Source organism: Burkholderia sp. AU4i (genome assembly GCF_000466765.1).
Lineage (GTDB): Bacteria > Pseudomonadota > Gammaproteobacteria > Burkholderiales > Burkholderiaceae > Burkholderia > Burkholderia cepacia.
The window spans coordinates 1-21,501 of sequence record NZ_ASSI01000041.1 but is presented as its reverse complement, the minus strand read 5'-3'; the positions used below and the strand labels follow the sequence as shown (position 1 = coordinate 21,501).

Sequence of the window (21,501 nt, the reverse complement as noted above, 5' to 3'; positions counted from 1 at the left end):
CGCCCATCCACCGCGCAGTCGCACGACGCGCGAGCGCACCTGCCCGATGAGCGGGCGGCGCGAACCGAACACGGCCCGGCACATGCCGGGCCGTTGCGCTGTGGGTGGCGCATGACACGCGCCGGACGGCGCGCATTCGGTATCATCACGGCCCGACCGAACCGAATGCCCGCCCGGGCCGTATCCGCATGGCGCTGAAATCCACGATCTACAAAGCCGAACTGCAAATCGCCGATATGGATCGGCATTACTACGCCGATCACGCGCTGACGGTGGCGCGCCATCCGTCGGAAACCGACGACCGGATGATGGTGCGCATCGTCGCGTTCGCGCTGTTCGCGCACGAGCGGCTCGAATTCTGCAAGGGGCTGTCGGACGTCGACGAGCCCGATCTGTGGCAGAAGGACCTGACGGGCGCGATCGACGTCTGGATCGAAGCCGGCCAGCCCGACGAGCGGCGCATCTCGAAGGCGGCCGGCCGCGCCGGGCAGGTCACCGTGATCGCGTACGGCGGCAAGACGTCGGATATCTGGTGGCAGGGCGTGCGCAGCAAGGTCGAGCGGCTGCGCAACGTGCAGGTGCTGTCGCTGGCCGACGGCGTCGCGGCCGCGCTCGGGCGGCTCGCGGAGCGCTCGATGCGCCTGCAGTGCACGGTGCAGGACGGCACCGCGTGGATCTCGAGCGCCGACCACGATCCGGTCGCGGTCGAATGGACGGTGCTGAAGGCGCGCGCGGACGCATGACGGCCCGCACGCCGGCCGCGTTCAGCCGATCGCGGCCGGCGGCCCCTTGAATTCGAGCATGTTGCCTTCCGGGTCGAACAGGTAGATCGACGGCCCGTAGCCGCCGGCGCCGTAGCGTTCCGCCGGCGCGCCCGGCCGTGCGCCATGCGCGGCGAAATGGGCGGTCAATGCGTCGGGATCGAACGGCTCGACGCGCAGGCACAGGTGATCGAGATTGCGCCCCGTGCCGGGCGGGCCGCTGTCAGGGCGGTCGATCGGGCCGCCGACCGACAGCAGGTCGATCAGTGCATCACCGGCGCGTAGCTGCACGAGGCCCAGGTCGGGCTGTTCCTTTTCCACATGGCAGCCGACGGCGTCGCAGTAAAAGCGCGTCATCGCGGCCATGTCGGTCACGCGCAGCACGATGTGATCGATCGCGCGGATGGTGGGTTTCATGGGCAGGCGCTCCTTCGCAGTCGACGAGCATCGAGTGTAGACGCATCGCGCCTGCGCCGCCCGCCGGAACGCGGCACAATCGACGGACGAAAAAAAGCCCGTTCACGCGGAGCGGAACGGGCTTAATCCATATCAGGAGGAGACATGGAGGAGACAGTTCCAACTATACACACGGCGATGGTGCGACGCAATATTCCGAATGCAAAAAAACGTCAGGACGGCGATTTGTCGCATCCGCAGTGCAGCAAAATAGTGACGGGACGATGACGAAAACCGCGCTGCAGCAGCCGGCGCGCGCGTTTCGACGGACTTATTTCCGGGTGATTCGCCCCTGATTATCCGGGGCGAATCACAGAGCAAGATTCAGGGCGCGACGGCACGTGCCGATGTCTAGAGTAGGCACCATCTACACTAGAGAGTGCGAGGTTCAGATGAAAACCGCCTATCCGACCGATGATGCCCGCTGGGGCGCCGTGACCGAGCGCGATCCGCATGCGGACGGCGCGTTCTTCTACGCCGTGCGCACGACCGGCGTGTTCTGCCGTCCGACCTGCGCGTCGCGGCTGCCGCGCCGCGAAAATGTGTCCTTCTTCGCCGATCCGGCCGCCGCGCGCGCGGCCGGTTTCCGGCCCTGCAAGCGCTGCCAGCCGGAAGGGCTGCCGCGCGAGCTCGAGATCGTCAACCGCGCGTGCGCGGTGCTCGACGCGCATGCCGAGCGGCTCACGCTGCAGCAGCTGAGCGATGCCGTGCACGTGAGCCCGTTCCATCTGCAGCGGCTTTTCAAGCGCGTGGTCGGCGTGTCGCCGCGGCAGTACCAGGCCGCGCAGCGCGGCGCCGCGCTGCGGCAGGCGCTGCAAAGCGGGCAGCCGGTCACGCAGGCGGCCGTCGACGCGGGTTTCAACTCGCCGTCGCGACTCTATGCGTCGGTGCCGCGCGAGCTCGGGATGGCACCGTCGGCGTTCCGCCGCCAGGGTGCCGGCCTGCGGATCGACTTTGCGACCGCCTCGACGTCGCTCGGCACGGTGCTCGTCGCGGCGACCGGGCAGGGCATCTGCCGGATCGCGTTCGGCGACGAACCGGCCGCGCTCGTCGGCGAGCTGAAGGACGCGTTCGCGCGCGCCGAGCTGGTCGAAGCGTCGACACGGCTCGCGCCGTTCGTCGCGCAGATCCGCGCGTACCTGGACGGCACGCGGCACGCGTTCGACCTGCCGCTCGACATCGCGCCGACCGCCTTCCAGCAGCGCGTGTGGGAAGCGCTGACGCATATTCCGTACGGCGAAACACGCAGCTACTCGGAGATTGCCGAGGCGCTGGGCGCGCCGCGCGCGGTGCGCGCCGTCGCGTCCGCGTGCGCGTCGAACCCGGTCGCACTCGCGATCCCGTGCCACCGCGTCGTACAAAAGGGCGGCGCGCTGTCCGGGTATCGTTGGGGCGTGCGCCGCAAGGCGACGCTGCTTGCCGCCGAGGCGCGTCACGTGCACGACGATGAAACCGAATCCGTCGCGGAGGGCAGCGCAGCTTGAGCATCGCAAGAACGACGATTACGTCCATCGTGAACGGCGGCCGCGTGCCGCCGTCCGCGCAAATGGAACTGCGCTTCAATGCGCCTTACGACTGGGCGCGCGTCCTGCGCTTCTTCAGCGGGCGCGCGATTCCGGGCGTCGAGCAGGTGGCGGGCGGCGTGTATCGCCGCATCGTCGACCTGCACGGCGACGCCGGCCGGCTCACGGTCGCGAAACATCCGCGCAAGCATTGCCTGGTCGCGACGGTCGAAGGCGCGGTCGCGCGTCATGTCGATGATGCGTTCGCCGCGCGCGTCGCGACGATGTTCGACCTCGGCGCCGATCCGGCCGTCATCGGCAGCGGACTGGCGCGCGATCCGTGGTTCGCGCCGCTCGTCGAGGCCGCACCGGGGCTGCGCGTGCCGGGTGCGTGGTCGGGGTTCGAACTGGCCGTGCGCGCGATCGTCGGCCAGCAGGTGAGCGTGAAGGCCGCGACGACGATCGTCGGCCGGCTCGTCGAGCGGGCCGGCGAGCGCGTGGTTCATGAAGACGACGGTGCGCCCGCATGGCGTTTTCCAACACCGGAGGCGCTGGCCGCCTGCGATCTCGACAAGATCGGGATGCCCGGCAAGCGGGTCGCGGCATTGACGGGCACGGCGCGCGCGGTGGCGGCCGGCGACGTGCCGGTCGATCGCGAGCACGCCGATCTCGCGACGCTGCGCGGTGCGTGGCTCGATCTGCCCGGCATCGGCCCGTGGACCGTCGAATACATCGCGATGCGCGCGTGGCGCGATCCGGATGCCTGGCCGGCCTCCGATCTCGTGCTGATGCAATCGATCGCCGCGCGCGATCCGGCGCTCGACCGGCTCGCGACCCAGAAGCGTCGCACCGAAGGCTGGCGGCCGTGGCGCGCGTACGCGGCGCTGCATTTGTGGAACGAAGTGGCCGACCGGGCGGGCGGCGCGCGCGGCGGGTGAGGGCAACTGCCGATCACTGAGTTGCGCGGCCGGGTGCGACCCGGCGAAGCCGCGATGCAACCCGTCGCGCAAGCCGTGCCGGTGTTCGTTGGCTACCGCCGGACTTCGACCATCAAGGCTGTTTCTCGAATCCATCGTCCGCCCGATGCCGGGCGCACGACGCACACTTTCGCCTCTCTCCGCGGTCGATTCGGCGGCACGGTTGCACCTGCCGTCCCCCGTTCGCGCGTCACGTTCCGTCGGACGAATGCGCTCAACCGGCGTGCCCGTCGCCGCCGCCCGGAACCGGTGGGAGATGCGGCGAGCGCCGCGACCGGCCCGTCCGGCGGCCCGCTCCGGCCCGTGCACCCTGCCCGGCGCCACCTCAAGCGCGGGTTTCGGCGAGATGTTAAAGTGCCCGCTACCAACGAAGCGACCAACAATCCAGCCGGCCGCGCGCGGCGTTCTGCGCGCGGCCGTCACGCACTTGCGTCTCCATGTCGAACACCATGACTCACCGCCAGTCCGAACTGCTGCTGAATCGCCTCGAAGCACTGAGCTCGGGCCCGACGCGGCAGCATCTGCCCGACGGCCTGCGCGGCATCGAAAAGGAAAGCCTGCGCGTGACGCGCGACGGGATGATCGCGTTCACGCCGCATCCGCGCGCGCTCGGTTCGGCGCTCACGCATCCGGCGCTGACGACCGACTATTCCGAAGCGCTGATCGAGCTGATCACGCCCGCGGAACGCGACGCCGCGATCACGCTCGAACGCCTCGACGATCTGCATCGTTACGTCTATGCATCGCTCGGCGACGAGATGCTGTGGAACGACTCGATGCCGGGCCTGCTGCCGGCCGACGACCAGATCCCGATCGCCGACTACGGCACGTCGAACATCGGCCGCCTGAAGACGGTGTACCGGCGCGGCCTCGCGTATCGCTACGGCCGCACGATGCAGTGCATCGCCGGCATCCACTACAACTACTCGCTGCACGAGGAAGTGTGGCGGCGCCTGCATGCGGAAGAAGGGTCGACGGCCACGCTCGTCGATTACCAGTCGGAGCGCTATCTCGCGCAGATCCGCAACTTCCGCCGCCGCAGCTGGCTGCTGATGTACCTGTTCGGCGCATCGCCCGCGCTCGACACGAAGTTCCTGCGCGGCAAGCCGCACAAGCTCGACACGTTCGACGCCGATACGCTGTACCTGCCGTATGCGACGAGCCTGCGGATGAGCGATCTCGGCTACTCGAACACGACCGCCCAGGCTGCGCTGCACGTCGACTACAACACGCTGCCCGGTTATCTCGACGCGCTGTCGAAGGCCGTGAGCGAGCCGTATCCGGCATACGAGGCCATCGGCACGCATCGCGACGGCGAGTGGATCCAGATCAACACGAACGTGCTGCAGATCGAAAACGAGTTCTACTCGACGATCCGGCCGAAGCGCGTCACGTATTCGGGCGAGCGGCCGCTGCATGCGCTCGCGTCGCGCGGCGTGCAGTACATCGAGGTGCGCTGTCTCGACATCGATCCGTTCGAGCCGACCGGCATCGCACTGGAAACCGCGCGCTTCATCGACGCCTTCCTGCTCGCGTGCGCGCTCGACGAGAGTCCGGTGCTCGACTGCCCCGCGTACCAGGAGGCGAACGCGAACTTCGGCAGCGTGACGATGGAAGGGCGCAAGCCCGGGCTCACGCTGCAGCGCGACGGCGCGCCGATCACGCTGCAGGCGTGGGCGGACGAGCTGATGGGCGATATCGAAACCGTCGGCCGCCGTCTCGACGAAATCCGCGGCGGCGACGAACATGCGCGCGCGATCGCCGCGCAGCGCGAGAAGCTCGCCGATCCGGAGCGCACGCCGTCCGCACGCGTGCTGCGCACGATGCGCGAGCACGGGCAGTCGTTCCTCGGGTTCGCGCTGGCGCAGAGCGAAGCGCATGCCGCGCATTTCCGCGCGCACCCGCCGTCGGCGGAGACGCTGCGCACCGAGCAGGCGCTCGCCGCGAAGTCGCTCGCCGAGCAGGCCGAGCTCGAAGCGAAGGAGGCCGGTTCGTTCGACGCATTCGTCGCGGCCTATCGCGCGTATACGCTGAACCGCTTCAGCGTGTGATGCCTGGCGCACGCGCACCGCGTCGGTCGGCGCGGTGCGCGCTGCGTCCTCCGTCGCCGGTCGGTGTGCGCCGTGGCGCCCCCGATCCGGGGCGATCCACCGTCAGTGGTGTGCGTACGTGCCGCGATCGATCGCGTGCGGCAGCGCCGGCTTGCCCGATTCCACGTTTGCGCCGCCGTCGCGGCCGTAGCCGGCGTCCCCGCCGCGTGCCTGCGCGGCACGGTGCATGATCGCCTGCATCTTTTCCGGAAAGTCGGGACTGCTTGCCAGGCTCGTCCGGTAGCCGGCGGCCTGCAGCTCCACGAGTTCCTGGCGGACCTCGGCGCGCGTCAGCGTCGATGCGGCCTGCGCGTGCGCGGCGAAGGCCGCGCCGATCAGCACGCATGCGCATACGGCTTGTTTCATCGTCTTCATCGTGTTCACTCCGTGAGGTTCCGGTGCCGTGCCGTGACCGGCGCGGGCGGAATCGATGCAGCCAGTCTAGGCTTCGGATGCCAAACGAAACATCCCGGCCGCCGTCAGGCACCTTTGCCGCATGTGCAACATTGCGCGGGTGAGCCACGCATGACGGGCATCCTGTCGAACGCGACAGCGGCCCGCCCGCTGCCTGTCAGCCTGCGGCGGCGGGCCCGTACCGGGTCGGCACGCATCGGGCTTGTCCTCCTTGTAGAAGCGCCCCGCGCCTCCTAACCTCTTTTAAGCGACCGATCGGTTGGCCGTGCGACGTCGTTGCGTGCACAAGCGCCTGAGCGCCGTCGCGATTGCGGAAGGACCGCTTTGCACCGAATCCGGGGGCGCCGTCGCGCCAGCCCCGGGTCGACTTTGGAGACGCGATGAATCCCACCGACGCCCTGCCGCCCGGCATTGTCTTCGCGCAGCCGTTGACGCCGGTCGCCAACTCGCTGCTGCTGTCCTTCCTCGTCGCCGCGATCCCGATCGCCGTCGCGCTGATCGCGCTGGGCGTGCTGCGCCGCCCCGCGTGGCAGGCGTCGCTCGCCGGCCTGGTCGCCGGCCTCGCGGTCGCGATCGGCGCGTGGGGGATGCCGGCCGGGCTCGCGTTCAACGCGGTCGGCGCGGGCATGGCGCTCGCGGTCGTGCCGGTGATGTGGATCGTCTTCAACGCGCTGCTGCTGTACAACATCGCGGTGAAGTCGGGCCGTTTCGACCAGTTCCGGCAGTGGATGCTCGACAACCTGCCCGACGATCGGCGCCTCGTGCTGCTCGTCGTCGCGTTCTCGTTCGGCTGCCTGCTCGAAGGGATCTCGGGATTCGGCACGCCGGTCGCGATCACGAGCGCACTCCTGATCGCGCTCGGCTTCCCCGCGCTCGAAGCGCTCACCTATACGCTGCTGTTCAACACGGCGCCGGTCGCGTTCGGCGCGCTCGGTGTGCCGATCACGGTGCTCGGCGCGGTGACGTCGCTGCCGCCCGCGACACTCGCGCAGATGGTCGGCCGCCAGTTGCCGTTCTTCGCGCTGCTGTTGCCGTTCTACGTGGTCGGCGCGTACGGCGGGCTGCGCTCGATCTCGAAGCTGTGGCCCGCGCTGCTCGTGTCGGGCGGCAGTTTCGCGATCGCGCAGTTCGTCACGTCGAACTTCCTCGGCTACCAGCTCACCGACGTGCTGTCGTCGCTCACGTCGCTGATCGTCACGATCGGTTTCCTCCAGGTGTGGAAGCCGCAACCCGATCCGCAATACGCGCTCGCGCGCAGCGTGCCTGCAACGGCCGGTGCCGCCCGCGCGGGTTTCGGCGGCTGGCTGCCGTGGCTCGTCGTGTCGGTGGTCGTGATCGTGTGGGTACACGCGAACGTCGCGGCGATCGGCGACGTGAAGATCAAGTGGCCGGGCCTGCACAACGCGGTGTTCGTGTCGCTGTACCACAAGCCGTATGCGGCGATCTGGGACTTCCAGCCGCTCGGCACGGGCACCGCGATCCTGCTCTCGGCGATCATCACGGCCGCGCTGACGCGCACCGGTATCGGCGCGTTCCTCGAATGCGTGGTCAAGACCTGGCGGCAGACGTGGATCGCGATCGTCACGGTGATGATGATCGTCGGGCTCGCGTACCTGCTGAACTACTCGGGAATCAGCTATACGCTCGGCACCGGCGTCGCGTCGACGGGGGCGCTGTTCCCGCTGGTGTCCGCGTCGCTCGGCTGGATCGCCGTGTTCCTGTCCGGCAGCGACACGTCGGGCAACGCGCTGTTCGGCAACCTGCAGGTCGTGGCCGCGCGGCAGCTCGGCCTCGATCCGGTGCTGATGGCCGCGACCAACTCGTCGGGCGGCGTGATGGGCAAGATGATCTCGCCGCAGAACATCGCGACGGGCGTGTCGACGACGGACCTGAAAGGGCAGGAAGGTGTCGTGTTTGCGCGCACCTTCTGGCACAGCGTGATTCTCACGCTGCTGCTCGGCGTGCTGGTGTTCCTGCAGCAGCACGTGCTGACGTGGATGATTCCGGCACTGCCGAAATGAGGTGAGCGCAACGACAGAAGGAAGGCACGAGGAAAAACGAGGGAAGGCGCGGGAAAAGCGCCGGCAAAGTGCGGAACCGTCGAACGCGCGGCACTTCAGCGCGCGTTCGCCCGCCGCGCCGTTCGTCCTGCTTCATCCGCCCCGGCTGCCGAGGCCGCCGCAGCCGCCGCAGCCGTGTTGCCGTCGGCCGGCAGGATGCACGCGAGAAACGCGTCGATCGCGGGGCTCTGGCGGCGCGCCTTCAGGTAGTACACGTATTCGTCGATCGTCGTGTCGACGCCGCGCAGCGCGATCACGCGCAGGTCGGGATGGCGCTCCGCCTCGCCGAGCGGAAACAGGCTGCCGCCCACGCCGTGCAGGATCGCCTCGCGGATCGCTTCGCGGCTGCCGATCTCGGCCATCGATACGGCCGCGACACCGGCCGCCGCGAGGATCGTCTCCGTGCAGCGGCGCGTCACCGACCCTTCCTCGCGAATCAGCAGCCGCACGTCGGCGAGCTGCGCCGGATCGATCGCGTCGAAACGCGCGAGCGGATGCGTGCGATGCACGACGAGCACGAGCGGGTCGGTCGAGATCACCTTGCGTTCGAGGCCTTCGGCGTCGTTGCGCTGCGACGATACCGCGAGATCGATGCGGAATTCCTGCAGCGCCTGCAGGATTTCCTCGGAGTTGCCGATCCGGCACGTGAGCGCGATCGACGGATGCGCGTTCGAGAAGCGGCCGACCGCGTCCATGATGTAGTACGGCCCCGTCGCGCCGATCCGCAGGTGCCCTTCGAACAGGCCGCCGACGTTGCGCAGCATGATGTCGGCCTGCGCCTCGAGCGCGATCATCTTCTCGACGAGCGGCAGCAGCTCGATACCCGTCTCGGTGACCTCGAGCTTGCGGCCGCTGCGGTAGAACAGCTCGACGCCGTACATCTGCTCGACCTGCCGGATCTGCGCGGCAATCGTCGGCTGGCTCACGCCCAGGTGGCGCGCGGCGCGCGTGATGCTGCCCTGCCGGACGGTCGCATGGAACGCCTTCAGCTGATCGAACACGACTCGGCTTCTCCCCTCTTCATCGCGCGTCAGCGTAGCGCATGCGTGTGTCGGCCGCATGAAAGGCGCGTCGTGCGCCACTTCGAAAAAAAGCTGGGGGTGAGCGCAAGAAACCTGCTGGAACCGGTCACGGCCGGGACATGCCGGTGCGGGGTAATAGCGCGTAACACACCGACCGCCGGCCCCGCTCGACCGGCGCCCCACTCCTACCGACAACAGGGTTCCCTTCATGTCTTCGAACAATCGACGCGATTTCCTGCGCCTCGCCGCGCAGTCGGCCGGTGCGATGGCCGCCTACGCGGGCTTCCCGCCCGCGATCCGCAATGCGCTGGCGATGCCGGCCGCCTACCGCACGGGCACGATCCGCGACGTCGAGCACGTCGTGATCTTCATGCAGGAAAACCGTTCGTTCGACCATTACTTCGGCGGGCTGCGCGGCGTGCGCGGCTTCAACGACCCGCGCCCGCACCTGCTGCCGAGCGGCGCACCGGTGTGGCAGCAGCCGCCGGCATCGGTGTTCACGAAGAACTATCATTCGCGCGGCCTCGATCCGTCGGCGCCGTACGTGCTGCCGTTCTACCTCGATCCGAAGCAGACGACCGAATTCCAGCCGGGCACCAACCACGGCTGGAGCAGCGGCCACCTGTCCTGGAACAACGGCCAGTGGGACCAGTGGGTGAACCAGAAGCAGGACGTGCTGACGATGGGCTACCTGAAGCGCCAGGACCTCACGTACCACTACGCACTGGCCGACGCGTTCACGATCTGCGATTCGTACTTCTGCTCCGCGCACGCCGACACCGCGCCGAACCGCATCTACCTGTGGACCGGCACGGTCGACCCGCGCAACATCTACGGCACCCCGCCGAACGGCCCGGGCATCGGCGAGCGCGACGACGTGAACGGCTACACGTGGACGACCTACGCCGAGCGCCTCGAGAACGCGAAGATCAGCTGGAAGGTGTACCAGGGCGGCACGGGCATCCCGGGCGACCCGACCGACAACTACACCGACAACTCGCTGATGTTCTTCAAGAAGTTCCAGGTGAAGGAAGGCGCGAGCGGCCCGCTGGTCGACAAGGGCGCGTCGGATCACACGCTCGCCGAGCTGAAGGCCGACGTGCAGGCCAACCGGCTGCCGCAGGTGTCGTGGATCGTCGCGCCGTACAAGTACAGCGAGCACCCGCAGGCGTCGCCGACCGACGGCGCGTTCTACATCAACATGGTGCTCGAGGCGCTGACGTCGAACCCGGAGGTGTGGGCGAAGACGGTGTTCATCCTCAACTACGACGAGAACGACGGGCTGTTCGATCACGTCGTGCCGCCGGTGCCGCCGGTCACGAGCGGCGTGGGCGGCCAGGGCATCGTGTCGTCGAACCTGCTGTCGAACCTCGGCGACGAGCTGCTCGACCTGAACAAGTACCCGGGCGAAATGAGCCCGCTCGTGCCGGGCGCGGACCCGGGCGGCATCCAGCCGATCGGCCTCGGGCCGCGCGTGCCGCTGATCATCATCTCGCCGTGGACGAAGGGCGGCTGGGTCTGCTCGGAGACGTTCGACCATACGTCGGTGCTGCGTTTCCTCGAAGCGCGCTTCGGCGTGAAGGAACCGAACATCAGCGCATGGCGCCGCTCGATCTGCGGCGACCTCACGTCGGCGTTCGACTTCTCCGCGCGCCCCGATACGCGCACGGTGAGCTTCACGGTGCCGCAGCACATCGCGACGGCCGGCCAGGCGTACCAGGTGCCCGCGCAGCAGTCGATGCCGGCGCAGGAGCCCGGCACGCGGCCGGCGCGGGCGCTGCCGTACGAGCTGTTCGTGCACAGTCGCGTGAGCGGCCATGACGACAGCGTGTCGCTCGACTTCGCGAACACCGGCGACGCGGGTGCGGCGTTCTACGTGTACGACCGCCGCAATCCGGCGACGCCGCCGCGTCGTTATGCGGTGTCCGCGCACGATCGCTTCGTCGACACGTGGAACACGTCGGCCGCGCGCGGCGATTACCATCTCGCGGCATACGGCCCGAACGGCTATCTGTGCGAGTTCCAGGGCAACACGCGGCTCGCGGCCGACGGGCGGCACGCGAACCCCGAAGCGCGGATCGGCTACGACGTGCGCAACCGTCACGTGTACCTGCAACTGCGCAACAGCGGGCGCGCGACCTGCCGCGTGACGGTCGACAACGCGTACAGCCATGCGCATGCGCGCACCTACACGCTGGAGCCGGGCGAGCGCGTCGAGGATCACTTCGCGCTGTCGTCGAGCCACGGCTGGTACGATCTGACGATTACCGCGACGACGCTGCGCGGCGGCGACGACAAGGTCGTGCGCCGCTTCGCGGGTCACGTCGAGACGGGCCGGCCGAGCCACAGCGATCCGGGGCCGGTGAAGCACACGACGGCCTGACGGCCGTCACGCGTCGCGCGATGCGGGCGAGGTCGGCCCGCTGCGCGAGCACCGCCTGCCGGCTGCATCCCGATTGCATCCCGGTACGTGGAATTGGCTTTTGGAAACTGAAAACTGTTGACAATGTGGCGGGCCGAGGGTATACAAGGATCATTCGCCGATATGGCGCCCTCGTTCCCTACCGCAGCCTTGCTGCCTGCCCGACCATGACAGCCCCGAACGCGCTCAGCGCCATCGAACTCCTGCAAAGCCAGTCGCTCGCGATGATCGTCCAGGACATGCTCGAGCGCGCGATCGTCTCCGGCGAATACGCACCCGGCGAGAAGCTCAACGAAGTCGAGATCGCGACCAGGCTGAACGTGTCGCGCGGCCCCGTGCGCGAAGCGTTCCGGGCGCTCGAGCAGGCCGGCCTGCTGCGTAACGAGAAGAACCGCGGCGTGACGGTGCGCGTCGTGCCGCTGCGCGAGGCCGAGGAGATCTACGAAGTGCGCGCGATGCTCGACGAGTCGGTCGCGCGCGCGCTCGCGAAGCGCATCTCGCCCGACACGCTGAAGGTGCTGAAGGGCATCATCCAGTCGATGAAGGACGCCGCGAAGACCCACGACGTCACGCGCTATACGGAGCTGAACGTGCAGTTCCACGACGCGATGGTCGTCGGCGTCGGCAATACGCACCTCACCGATACCTACCGCCGGCTGGTGCGCCAGCTCGGGCTGCTGCGCCAGGCCGCGATCGAGGCCGAGGAAGACGCGATCGCGGTGTCCGCCGCCGAGCACGACAAGATCGTGCAGGCGCTCGCACGGGGCGACGAGGAGCAGGCGGTCGCGCTGGTGCGCGAGCACGTTTCGCATGGCCTTGCGCGGATGCGCCGTACGCACGAGCAGGGGCTGCCCGCGACGGGCAAGGCGGCGCGGGAGAAAACCGCGCGCGCGTAATACGGCGGCGCGGCAGCCGCGCAACAGCAAAGGGACGCTTCGCCGCGTCCCTTTTTCGTTGCGTCGCCGGATCAGCGCATCGTCACGCCTTGTCCGCCTTCCCCGCCGCGCTCGCAAACTTCGCGAGCCACGTATCGACGGCCGCCGGCTGCCGGCTCTCGTCCTCCGCGCGCTCCTTGCGGCGGATCGCATTGCGCACGACATGCGCGCCGACATAGCGGATCGGCTCCGGCGGGAAATGGCCGAGCGGGCCGCGCACGATCGGGCTGCGCGTCCATGCGTTGTCGAGGCCGAGCACCAGCGACGACAAAATCTGCCCGCCCATGTAGGTCGGCCCCACGCCGTTGCCCGAATAGCCGAAGCCGTAGAACACGTTCGGCGCATCGTCCAGGCGGCCGAAGAACGGGAAGCCGGTGACCGATCGATCCGACGGCCCGTTCCAGCTCGCCGTGACCGGCACGCCCGCGAGCGACGGAAAGAACTCGCGCAGGCTGTGCGTGAGCTGCGCCTCGTACGGCGAGCGCCGGTCGAACACGGGCGCGATGCGGCTGCGCCACGAGAACGTGTTGCCACCCTTGCCGAGCATCAGCCGCCCGTCGGCGGTGGTGCGGTAGTAGTAGACGAAGATCCGCGAATCGAGCACCGACACGCCGTCCACGAGCCCGGTCTTCTCGAGCAGTTCCGGGCATTTCTCGGTGATGACCATGTCGCTCGACACGACCGCGATCGTGCGCTCGAACTGCGGGAAGCGGCTCGCCATCCACGCGTTGATCGCGAACACGAGCTTGCCCGCGCTCACGCTGCCCGACGGCGTGCGCACGACGGCCGGCTGGCCGGGCGTGAAGTCGAGCATCGGCGTGCGCTCGTAGATCCGGATGCCCATCGCGAGCGCGACGCGGCGCAGCCCGCGCACGAGCTTGCCGGGATGCACGGTCGCGGCGATCGGCGAGTAGACGCCGTCGAGGTTGCGTGCGGAACCCGAGCGGCGCGCGACTTCGGCGGGCGGCAGCGGCTCGTAGCTGTGGATGCCGCACGCGGCGAGCGCATCGAGTACCGGCGCGAGCGTGCCGACCTGCGCGCGCGACGTCGCGGTGTACAGCGTGCCGTCGAGCCGCAGCTCGGCATCGATGTCGTGCGCGCGGCAGAAATCGGCGATGTGCTGCACGGCTGCTTCGGAGGCCTTCACGAGCCGGATCGCCTCGGCTTCGCCGAACAGGCGCCGCAGCGTCAGGAATTTCGCGGACCACGTGAGCAGGCAGCCGCCGTTGCGGCCGCTCGCGCCGGCGCCGCACAGGTCGGCTTCGACGATCGCGATGTCGAGCGCCGGGTTCTGCTGCTTCGCCTGGATCGCGGTCCAGAGCCCGGTGAAGCCGCCGCCGACGATGCAGACGTCGGCCTGCGTCGCACCTTGCAGCGCGGGGGCGAGATCGCCGTCGTTGAACAGCGCTTGTTCGATCCAGAAGGGTCGCATGGGAGGGTTCGCCGAAAAGGGGCCGTGCCATGCACGGCACGGGAAAAGCGGCCGCCGCATGCGAACGTGCACGCGGCGGGGTACGTCACATCACGTCACGTCGTATTGCGTCACGTCAGGCCGCCGCTTCGGCCGATACGCGGCGCACGCCCATCGCTTTCAGCGTGTCGGCGATCGCGGCGACGGCGCCCGGGATGCCGGCTTCGCCGAAGTGGCCGATGCAGCCGACCCGGAACGTCTCCACCTCGGTGAGCTTGCCCGGATACAGGATGTAGCCGCGTTTCTTGACCTCCTGGTAGAACCGCTTGAAGTCGTAGTTCGGATCGTCCGGCGCGTGGAACGTGACGATGATCGGCGCCTGGATCGCGGGATCGAGGAACGGCCGGAAGCCGAGCGCGAGCATCCCGTCGATCAGCGCGCGCGTGTTGCGCTGGTAGCGGCCGCCGCGCGCGGCGAGCCCGCCTTCGTCGACGTATTGCGCGACGGCCGCGTCGAGCGCCGCGACCACGTGGGTTGGCGGCGTGAAGCGCCACTGCGTCGTGCGCTGCATGTAGACCCACTGGTCGTACAGGTCCATCGCGAGCGAATGGCTGTTGCCTTCGCAGCGTTCGAGCGTGCTGCGCTTCGCGATCACGAAGCCGAGCCCCGGCACGCCTTCGAGGCATTTGCCGGACGCGGCGATCACCGCATCGAACGGCGTCGTGCGCGCGTCGATGTCGATCGCGCCGAACGAGCTCATCGCATCGACGATCAACGCGCGGCCGTGCTTCGCGACGACCTGCGCGATGTCGTGCAGCGGGTTCAGCACGCCGGCACCCGTCTCGCAGTGCACGAGTGCGACGTGCGTGATGGACGGATCGGCGGCGAGCGTGCGCTCGACGTCGGCCGGATCGACGCGGCGATCCTCGCTGTAGTCGATCGTCGTGAGCTTGCGGCCGAGCACGCGGCAGATCTTCGCGATGCGCTGACAGTACGCGCCGTTGTTCGGCACGAGCACGTGGCCGTCGCGCGGCACGAGCGTGCCGATGGCCGCCTCGACCGAGAACGTGCCGCTGCCTTGCAGCGGCACGCATTCGTGCGTGCCTTCGCCGTGCACGATCTGCAGCAGGCGTTCGCGCAGCCGCGCGGTGATCGTGTTGAAGTCGCTGTCCCACGATCCCCAGTCGCGCAGCATCGCGTCGCGCGTGCGGTCGGAGGTGGTCAGGGGGCCGGGGGTGAGCAGGATGGGCTGGGCGGCGAGCGTCATGGTGTCTCCTCGATGAAGTCGGGACGTCACGTGAATGCGGCGAAAGAATCAGTGGCGATGCGGGTTGCGCCAGGCCTGCGTACGGCGCAGCAGTCGATGCGAGATGCACGCGAACAGCACGCAGGCGAACGACGACGTCGCGAGCACGAGCGTGGCCATCGCGGCGGCCGGGCCCATCTGGCCCGCGTCGTCGAGGTTCAGGATCGCGACCGACGCGGGCTGTGTGTCGGGCGAGTAGAGGAACGCGACGGCCGACACGGTCGTCAATCCGTTGACGAACAGGTAGCGCGCGATCAGCAGGATCGCGGGCAGGCACACGGGCACCGTCACGCGCAGGAAGGTCTTGTAGAACGGCACCTTCAGCGACGCGGACACGGCCTCGAACTCGCTGTCGATCTGCCTGAGCGCGGTGACGGCCGTCAGGTGGCTCGACGCGTAGTAGTGCACCACCGTGACGATCGCGAGCAGCCACAGCGAGCCGTACAGCCCGTTCAGCGGATTGCCGGGCGCGTTGAACAGGAAGATGTAGCTGATGCCGAGCACGAGCCCCGGCACGCCCATCGGCAGGATCGCGCACAGCGCGATGAAGCCGCGCAGCCAGCGCGCGCCGCGCGTCTTCTCGATCAGGTAGGCCCCGCCGAACACGACGATCGTGCCGCCGATCGCCACCGTCGCGGCCATCCGCAGGCTGTTCCTGTACGCGTCGAAGATGCCGGCGCCGATCAGCCCCATCTCGTAGTGCTGCAGCCCGAGGGTCATCTGGTACGGCCAGAACTTCACGAACGACGCGAACACCGAGATGCCGACCACCGCGATGAAGAACGCGCACACGAGCGTGCAGTACGCGAGCATCGCCGCGTCGAAGCCGCGCGACGGTTTCGGCTGGTACGGCGTCGAGCGCGCGCCGAGCTGCGACTGCTGGCGGCGGCGGATGAAGAAGTCGACGCCGAACGCGACGAGGGCGGGGCACAGCAGCATCAGGCTCACGACCGCGCTGCGGTTGAAATCCTGCAGGCCGATGATCAGCTTGTAGATGTCGGTCGACAGCACGTTGTACGAGCCGCCGATCACGACCGGCACGCCGAAGTCGTTGATGCACATCGTGAACGCCACCATCGTCGCGCTGATCAGCCCGTACTTCGCGCCCGGCAGCGTGATCGTGAAGAACTTGCGCAGGCGGCGCGTGCCCATCGCGTCGGCGGCCTCGTAGAGCCGGCCGTCGGCCAGCGACAGCGCGGTGACGAGGATCATCAGCACGTGCGGGAACGACGCGTACACCATGCTCAGCACGATGCCTGGCAGTCCGTAGATCGAATGGCCGTGCAGCAGCGGCTTCAGCAGCCCCGCGTTGCCGAACCAGTAGATGAACGACACCGCGGACAACAGCGTCGGCGCGAGCAGCGGCAACAGCGCGATCGTGCGCGCCGCGTTCTTCAGCGGCATGCACGAGCGCGTCAGCGCATACGCGAACGTGAACGCCATCGGCACGACGATCATCGTGACGAGCGCGCCGACCGTCAGCGAATGCAGCATCGAGCGCAGCACGCCGCTGTCCTCGAGGTAATCGACGAAGTTGTGCGCGCCGACGAATCGCCCGTCGGCATCGACGAAGCATTTCTGCACGACGAGCGCGAGCGGCAGCAGCAGGAACAGCGACATCAGCGCGGCCATCGCGACGAGCGCGAACTGCGCGATGCGGTCGTGCCAGTGCGTGAGCTGCCGCACGTCGGCGGGGGCGGAGGCGCCACGGCGGCGCTCGGTCAGGACGGTGCTCATTGCAGTCGCTCCTTCGCGCACGGGAACACGCGGACATGCTCGCGATCGAGCGCGAGGTCGATGCGTGCGCCGGCCGTCACGCCGGTGCGGTCCACGTCGTGATACGACAGGTCGGCGACGATCTCCTGGCCGTCGAGCCCGTCGATCCGGAAGCTCACGCGGCAGAACGCGCCGAGGAATTCGAGCTTCTCGACGCGGCCGGCCAGCACGTTGTCGGCCGTTTCGCCGGGCACGCGGATGCGCAGGTCTTCCGGCCGCACGTAGACCGACACCGCCGCGCCTTGCGCTGGGCGTGCCGTGCCGTGGCGGCAGTCGAGGCCGACCGCGCCCGCCCGCAGCGTGCCGTCCTGCGCGACTTCGGCTGGAATCGTGTTGACGCGGCCGATGAAATCCGCGACGAACGGCGACGCCGGCTGCCGGTAGATTTCGAGCGGCGTGCCGATCTGCTCGATCACGCCGTGGTTCATCACGACGATGCGGTCGGCCATCGACAACGCTTCTTCCTGGTCGTGCGTGACCATGATCGTCGTCACGCCGAGCCGCTGCTGCAGCGCACGGATTTCCTGGCGCAGCCGCACGCGCACGCGCGCGTCGAGCGCCGACAGCGGCTCGTCGAGCAGCAGCAGGCCGGGGGAAGTCGCGAGCGCGCGCGCCAGCGCGATGCGCTGCTGCTGGCCGCCCGACAACTGGCCCGGATGCTTGCGATGGCTGTCGGGCAGGCCGACCAGCGCGAGCAGCGTGTGCACGCGCTCGTGGATCGCGTCGCGCTTCATCTTCCGGTTCACGAGCCCGTACGCGACGTTGTCGTACACGGTGAGGTTCGGGAACAGCGCATACGACTGGAACACGATGCCGTAGTCGCGCAGTTGCGGCGGCAGCCGCGAGATGTCGCGGCCGTCCTGCATGATGTGGCCGGCGTTCTGCGTTTCGAGCCCCGCGATGATCCGCAGCAGCGTGGTCTTCCCGCAGCCGGACGGCCCGAGGAAGCAGATCATCTCGCCCTTCATCACGCTCAGGTTGATGTCGGTGAGGACCTGCGTGTCGTTGTACCGCTTCTCGATGCGTTCTACGCTCAGATAAGGTGCCATGCGCGCCTCCATGCTGGGGCGGCCCGGGGGCCGGATTCGACGATGGAAAGGGTGACGCGGGGCGGCGCGCGGCGCGGCCCCGCTGCCGGTCGCGGCGTTACTGCTGCGTTTTCGCCCCGTAGCGCTTCTGCCACGTATCGAGGATCGACTGGCGGTTCTTCGCCGACCACACGAAGTCGTTCTTCACGAGCAGGTCCGAGTAGTTGTCGGGGATGCCGGCGAGCTTGCGCGCGACACCCGGGTACGCGACGATCGCCCACCAGCGCGCGGTGATCTGGTTCGCGTCCTTGCTCGCCATGAAGTCGGCCAGCTTCTTCGCGGCGTCGGGCTGCTTCGTCGTCTTCATGATCGCCGTGCCTTCCATGTCCCAACCGAGCCCTTCCTTCGGGAACACGAGATCGATCGGTGCGCCCTGCGACTGCAGTTCGTGGCCGCGGAACTCGAACGAGATGCCGATCGGGAATTCGCCGGTGCCGGCGAGCGTGCACGGCTTCGAGCCCGAGTGCACGTATTGCGCGACGTTCCTGTCGAGCGCGTCCATGAATTTCCAGCCTTTGTCGTCGCCGAAGGTCTGCAGCCACGCGGTCACGTCGAGGTAGCCGGTGCCGGAGGAAACCGGGCTCGGCATCACGATCGCGCCTTTGTAGACGGGCTTCGTCAGGTCTTCCCACGACGTCGGCTTCGGGATGTTCTTCGCCTGCGCGGCGACGCGGTTGTAGCAGATCGTCGCGCCCCACACGTCCATGCCGACCCAGTGCGGCGGCGTGTTCGCGTCGCTGTACTTGCGCGTGAGCTGGTCGAAGCCCTTCGGCGTGTACGGCATCAGCATGCCCTGCAGGTCGAGCAGCGTGAGGCTCGACGCGGCGAGGCCGAGCACGACGTCCGCGCGCGGATTGTTCTTCTCCGCGAGCAGCTTCGCGGTGACCGAGCCGGTCGAGTCGCGCACCCAGCGGATCTCGATGTCGGGGTTCGCTTTCTCGAACGCGTCCTTGTACGGCTTCATCGCCTCGTCTTCCAGCGCGGTGTAGACGAGCAGCGACGTCTTTGCGTGCGCCGCCTGCGCGGCGCCGAGCGCGACCGCCGCGGCCAGCGCGAGACGGGCCGCGCCCGCCGCCCATGCATTCAAACGCTTGTTTACCGGCACTTCGTTCATCTTCAGACCCCTTGACTGTGGCGCCGCGGCACACGGCGGATGAGTGGAGACCAGCCCTCTTGCTGCTGCGTTGTTTTGCTTTCTGTTCTCTGCATGTTGTTGACAATCTACAAATCATCAATTTTAATGTCAAGCATGGAAAACACCTCCCTTCGGCGCGGCGCGGGCGCCGACGGCTCTACCCTTCGAACTGAAAGGAATGAACGTCATGACTGAAACGCCTGTATCCGTGGAAGTGAACGGCCGCCGCTACAACTGGATGCGCCGGCCGGTGGTGGTCGTGTGCGTCGACGGCTGCGCATACGAATACCTGGAGGAAGCCGCCGAGGCTGGCGTCGCGCCGTTCCTGCGCACGCTGCTGAAACCGGGCACGGCGCTCAAGGGCGAGTGCGTGGTGCCGAGCTTCACGAACCCGAACAACCTGTCGATCGTGACGGGCGTGCCGCCGGCGGTGCATGGGATAAGCGGCAACTATTTCTACGATCGCGACACCGGCGCCGAGGTGCTGATGAACGATCCGAAGTACCTGGTCGCCCCCACCGTGCTCGCGACCTTCGCCGAGCAGGGGGCGCGCGTCGCGGTCGTCACCGCGAAGGACAAGCTGCGCCGCCTCCTCGGCAAGGGGCTGAAGGGCATCTGCTTCTCGTCGGAAAAGGCCGACGAGGCGACCGTCGAGGAAAACGGCATCGACAACGTGCTCGAGCTGGTCGGCAAGCCCGTGCCGAGCGTGTACAGCGCGGACCTGTCGGAATTCGTGTTCGCGGCCGGCGTGCGCCTGCTCGAGACGCGCCCGATCGACCTGATGTACCTGTCGACCACCGACTACGTGCAGCACAAGTGCGCGCCCGGCACGGAAGGCGCAAACGCGTTCTACGCGATGATGGACACGTACCTGCAGCGCCTCGACGAACTCGGCGCGATCGTCGCGATCACGGCCGACCACGGGATGAACGCGAAGCATGACGATGAAACCGGCGAGCCGAACGTGATCTACCTGCAGGAGCTGTTCGACGCGTGGCTCGGTCACGACGCGGCGCGCGTGATCCTGCCGATCACCGATCCGTACGTCGTGCACCACGGCGCGCTCGGCTCGTTCGCGACCGTCTACGTGCCGGCGTCGGCCGATGCCGAGGCGCTGCGCGCGCGGCTCGCCGCGGTCGACGGCATCGAGGTCGTGCTGACGGGCGCCGAGGGCTGCGCGCGCTTCGAGCTGCCGCCCGCGCGCATGGGCGACCTGATCGTGATCTCGAAGCAGGACGTCGTGCTCGGCACGCGCCGCATCAAGCACGACCTGTCGGGCCTCGACGTGCCGCTGCGTTCGCACGGCGGGATCTCCGAGCAGATCGTGCCGTTGATCTTCAGCAAACCGGTCGCCAGCGACGTCACGGGCCGCGCGCGGCTGCGCAACTTCGACATCATCGACATCGCGCTCAACCATCTGCAGTGATGCGTACGCATCCGCAAGGGGACACACTCATGAACGCCATTGCAGCATCGACGGACGTCCGCGAGATTCGTCGCGAAGCACTGCGAATCGACGGCGAACGGATTCATCGCGACGCGGTAATCGAAGTGCGCAACCCGTACGACGGCGCGCTGGTCGGCACGGTGCCGAAGGCGACACTCGACGACGTGCGGCGCGCGTTCGCGGCCGCGCGAGCATACCGGCCGGCGCTCACGCGCCACGATCGCGCGGCGATCCTGCGGCGCGCGGCCGACATCGTGCGTGCGCGCACGGCAGAGATCGCGGCGCTGATCACGGCCGAGGCCGGGTTGTGCATCAAGGATTCGACATACGAGGCGGGCCGCGTGGCCGACGTGCTGACGTTCGGCGCCGGTGAAGTGCTGAAGGACGACGGGCAGATCTTCTCGTGCGACCTGACCCCGCACGGCAAGAAGCGCCGCGTGTACACGCAGCGCGATCCGCTGCTCGGCGTGATTTCGGCGATCACGCCGTTCAACCACCCGATGAACCAGGTCGCGCACAAGATCGTGCCGTCGATCGCGACCAACAACCGGATCGTCGTGAAGCCTTCCGAGAAGGTGCCGCTGTCGTGCTACCTGTTCGCGGACATCCTGTACGAAGCGGGCCTGCCGCCGCAGATGCTGCAGGTGCTCACCGGCGACCCGAAGGAGATCGCCGACGAGCTGATCACGAACCCGGCGA

The 21,501-nt window shown here is 68.3% G+C and carries 17 protein-coding genes; 9 read left to right on the top strand and 8 right to left on the bottom strand.

Annotated features, from left to right (window positions below):
* Positions 1–188 precede the first annotated feature (188 nt).
* Positions 189–743, top strand: a complete 555-nt coding sequence (locus tag L810_RS08580) for a YaeQ family protein (protein WP_021157976.1) — start codon at positions 189–191, stop codon at positions 741–743.
* Positions 744–764: 21 nt separating this feature from the next.
* Here the strand turns inward: L810_RS08580 and L810_RS08575 are convergent, their stop codons facing one another.
* The gene (locus L810_RS08575; RefSeq protein ID WP_011353604.1) at positions 765–1,178 is read right to left on the bottom strand and encodes a VOC family protein; all 414 of its coding nucleotides are present in this window, start codon (positions 1,176–1,178) and stop codon (positions 765–767) included.
* 431 nt (positions 1,179–1,609) lie between these two features.
* On the opposite strand from L810_RS08575, the gene ada reads away from it, so the two are divergent.
* From ada to gshA, 3 genes are all read left to right on the top strand, one after another.
* Positions 1,610–2,701: a bifunctional DNA-binding transcriptional regulator/O6-methylguanine-DNA methyltransferase Ada gene (gene ada, locus L810_RS08570; RefSeq protein ID WP_021157975.1), complete on the top strand. Its 1,092-nt coding sequence runs from the start codon at positions 1,610–1,612 to the stop codon at positions 2,699–2,701.
* On the top strand, positions 2,698–3,657 hold the full coding sequence (locus tag L810_RS08565) for a DNA-3-methyladenine glycosylase family protein (protein WP_021157974.1): 960 nt from the start codon (positions 2,698–2,700) through the stop codon (positions 3,655–3,657). Before ada ends, L810_RS08565 begins: the two co-directional genes overlap by 4 nt.
* A gap of 476 nt (positions 3,658–4,133) precedes the next feature.
* The gene (gene gshA / locus L810_RS08560; protein ID WP_021157973.1) at positions 4,134–5,747 is read left to right on the top strand and encodes a glutamate--cysteine ligase; all 1,614 of its coding nucleotides are present in this window, start codon (positions 4,134–4,136) and stop codon (positions 5,745–5,747) included.
* Positions 5,748–5,849: 102 nt separating this feature from the next.
* Here the strand turns inward: gshA and L810_RS08555 are convergent, their stop codons facing one another.
* The gene (locus L810_RS08555; RefSeq protein WP_042973814.1) at positions 5,850–6,161 is read right to left on the bottom strand and encodes a DUF4148 domain-containing protein; all 312 of its coding nucleotides are present in this window, start codon (positions 6,159–6,161) and stop codon (positions 5,850–5,852) included.
* 419 nt (positions 6,162–6,580) lie between these two features.
* Here L810_RS08555 and L810_RS08550 point away from each other — a divergent pair, with 419 nt between their 5' ends.
* Positions 6,581–8,221 carry an L-lactate permease gene (locus L810_RS08550; RefSeq protein ID WP_021157971.1) on the top strand — a complete coding sequence of 547 codons (1,641 nt, stop codon included), beginning with the start codon at positions 6,581–6,583 and terminating at the stop codon, positions 8,219–8,221.
* A gap of 95 nt (positions 8,222–8,316) precedes the next feature.
* On the opposite strand, the gene L810_RS08545 is transcribed toward L810_RS08550, so the two are convergent.
* On the bottom strand, positions 8,317–9,261 hold the full coding sequence (locus tag L810_RS08545) for a LysR family transcriptional regulator (RefSeq protein WP_021157970.1): 945 nt from the start codon (positions 9,259–9,261) through the stop codon (positions 8,317–8,319).
* Positions 9,262–9,490: 229 nt separating this feature from the next.
* On the opposite strand from L810_RS08545, the gene L810_RS08540 reads away from it, so the two are divergent.
* Together L810_RS08540 and L810_RS08535 are read left to right on the top strand one after the other, a co-directional pair.
* Positions 9,491–11,665, top strand: coding sequence for a phosphocholine-specific phospholipase C (locus L810_RS08540; protein WP_021157969.1), 2,175 nt, complete (start codon positions 9,491–9,493; stop codon positions 11,663–11,665).
* Positions 11,666–11,871: 206 nt separating this feature from the next.
* Positions 11,872–12,600 carry a phosphonate utilization associated transcriptional regulator gene (locus tag L810_RS08535; protein ID WP_021157968.1) on the top strand — a complete coding sequence of 243 codons (729 nt, stop codon included), beginning with the start codon at positions 11,872–11,874 and terminating at the stop codon, positions 12,598–12,600.
* 82 nt (positions 12,601–12,682) lie between these two features.
* Here L810_RS08535 and L810_RS08530 read toward each other — a convergent pair whose 3' ends face one another.
* The 5 genes from L810_RS08530 to L810_RS08510 form a co-directional block, all read right to left on the bottom strand.
* Positions 12,683–14,071, bottom strand: coding sequence for an FAD-dependent oxidoreductase (locus L810_RS08530; RefSeq protein ID WP_021157967.1), 1,389 nt, complete (start codon positions 14,069–14,071; stop codon positions 12,683–12,685).
* A 115-nt stretch (positions 14,072–14,186) separates the two neighbouring features.
* Complete coding sequence (locus tag L810_RS08525) at positions 14,187–15,317, bottom strand: 2-aminoethylphosphonate--pyruvate transaminase (protein ID WP_021157966.1); 1,131 nt, start codon at positions 15,315–15,317, stop codon at positions 14,187–14,189.
* Positions 15,318–15,365: 48 nt separating this feature from the next.
* On the bottom strand, positions 15,366–17,093 hold the full coding sequence (locus L810_RS08520; protein WP_021157965.1) for a putative 2-aminoethylphosphonate ABC transporter permease subunit: 1,728 nt from the start codon (positions 17,091–17,093) through the stop codon (positions 15,366–15,368).
* On the bottom strand, positions 17,090–18,181 hold the full coding sequence (locus L810_RS08515; protein WP_021157964.1) for a putative 2-aminoethylphosphonate ABC transporter ATP-binding protein: 1,092 nt from the start codon (positions 18,179–18,181) through the stop codon (positions 17,090–17,092). The genes L810_RS08520 and L810_RS08515 overlap by 4 nt, the downstream gene beginning before the upstream one ends.
* Before the next feature lie 97 nt (positions 18,182–18,278).
* Positions 18,279–19,334 (bottom strand): putative 2-aminoethylphosphonate ABC transporter substrate-binding protein, encoded by a 1,056-nt coding sequence (locus tag L810_RS08510; protein ID WP_021157963.1) that lies wholly within the window; start codon positions 19,332–19,334, stop codon positions 18,279–18,281.
* A gap of 208 nt (positions 19,335–19,542) precedes the next feature.
* Here L810_RS08510 and phnA point away from each other — a divergent pair, with 208 nt between their 5' ends.
* Positions 19,543–20,781, top strand: coding sequence for a phosphonoacetate hydrolase (gene phnA, locus L810_RS08505; protein ID WP_042973813.1), 1,239 nt, complete (start codon positions 19,543–19,545; stop codon positions 20,779–20,781).
* A 29-nt stretch (positions 20,782–20,810) separates the two neighbouring features.
* Positions 20,811–21,501: aldehyde dehydrogenase family protein (locus tag L810_RS08500; RefSeq protein WP_042973812.1), on the top strand; the 691-nt coding region annotated here is incomplete at its 3' end.

Excerpts from the sequence above, each read along its gene's own strand:
- gshA (WP_021157973.1), top strand. The coding sequence starts at position 4,134 with ATGTCGAACACCATGACTCACCGCCAGTCCGAACTGCTGCTGAATCGC.
- L810_RS08530 (WP_021157967.1), bottom strand. The coding sequence starts at position 14,071 with ATGCGACCCTTCTGGATCGAACAAGCGCTGTTCAACGACGGCGATCTC.
- L810_RS08535 (WP_021157968.1), top strand. The coding sequence starts at position 11,872 with ATGACAGCCCCGAACGCGCTCAGCGCCATCGAACTCCTGCAAAGCCAG.
- L810_RS08575 (WP_011353604.1), bottom strand. The coding sequence starts at position 1,178 with ATGAAACCCACCATCCGCGCGATCGATCACATCGTGCTGCGCGTGACC.
- L810_RS08550 (WP_021157971.1), top strand. The coding sequence starts at position 6,581 with ATGAATCCCACCGACGCCCTGCCGCCCGGCATTGTCTTCGCGCAGCCG.
- L810_RS08540 (WP_021157969.1), top strand. The coding sequence starts at position 9,491 with ATGTCTTCGAACAATCGACGCGATTTCCTGCGCCTCGCCGCGCAGTCG.
- L810_RS08520 (WP_021157965.1), bottom strand. The coding sequence starts at position 17,093 with ATGAGCACCGTCCTGACCGAGCGCCGCCGTGGCGCCTCCGCCCCCGCC.
- L810_RS08525 (WP_021157966.1), bottom strand. The coding sequence starts at position 15,317 with ATGACGCTCGCCGCCCAGCCCATCCTGCTCACCCCCGGCCCCCTGACC.
- L810_RS08580 (WP_021157976.1), top strand. The coding sequence starts at position 189 with ATGGCGCTGAAATCCACGATCTACAAAGCCGAACTGCAAATCGCCGAT.
- L810_RS08510 (WP_021157963.1), bottom strand. The coding sequence starts at position 19,334 with ATGAACGAAGTGCCGGTAAACAAGCGTTTGAATGCATGGGCGGCGGGC.
- ada (WP_021157975.1), top strand. The coding sequence starts at position 1,610 with ATGAAAACCGCCTATCCGACCGATGATGCCCGCTGGGGCGCCGTGACC.
- phnA (WP_042973813.1), top strand. The coding sequence starts at position 19,543 with ATGACTGAAACGCCTGTATCCGTGGAAGTGAACGGCCGCCGCTACAAC.
- L810_RS08555 (WP_042973814.1), bottom strand. The coding sequence starts at position 6,161 with ATGAAGACGATGAAACAAGCCGTATGCGCATGCGTGCTGATCGGCGCG.
- L810_RS08515 (WP_021157964.1), bottom strand. The coding sequence starts at position 18,181 with ATGGCACCTTATCTGAGCGTAGAACGCATCGAGAAGCGGTACAACGAC.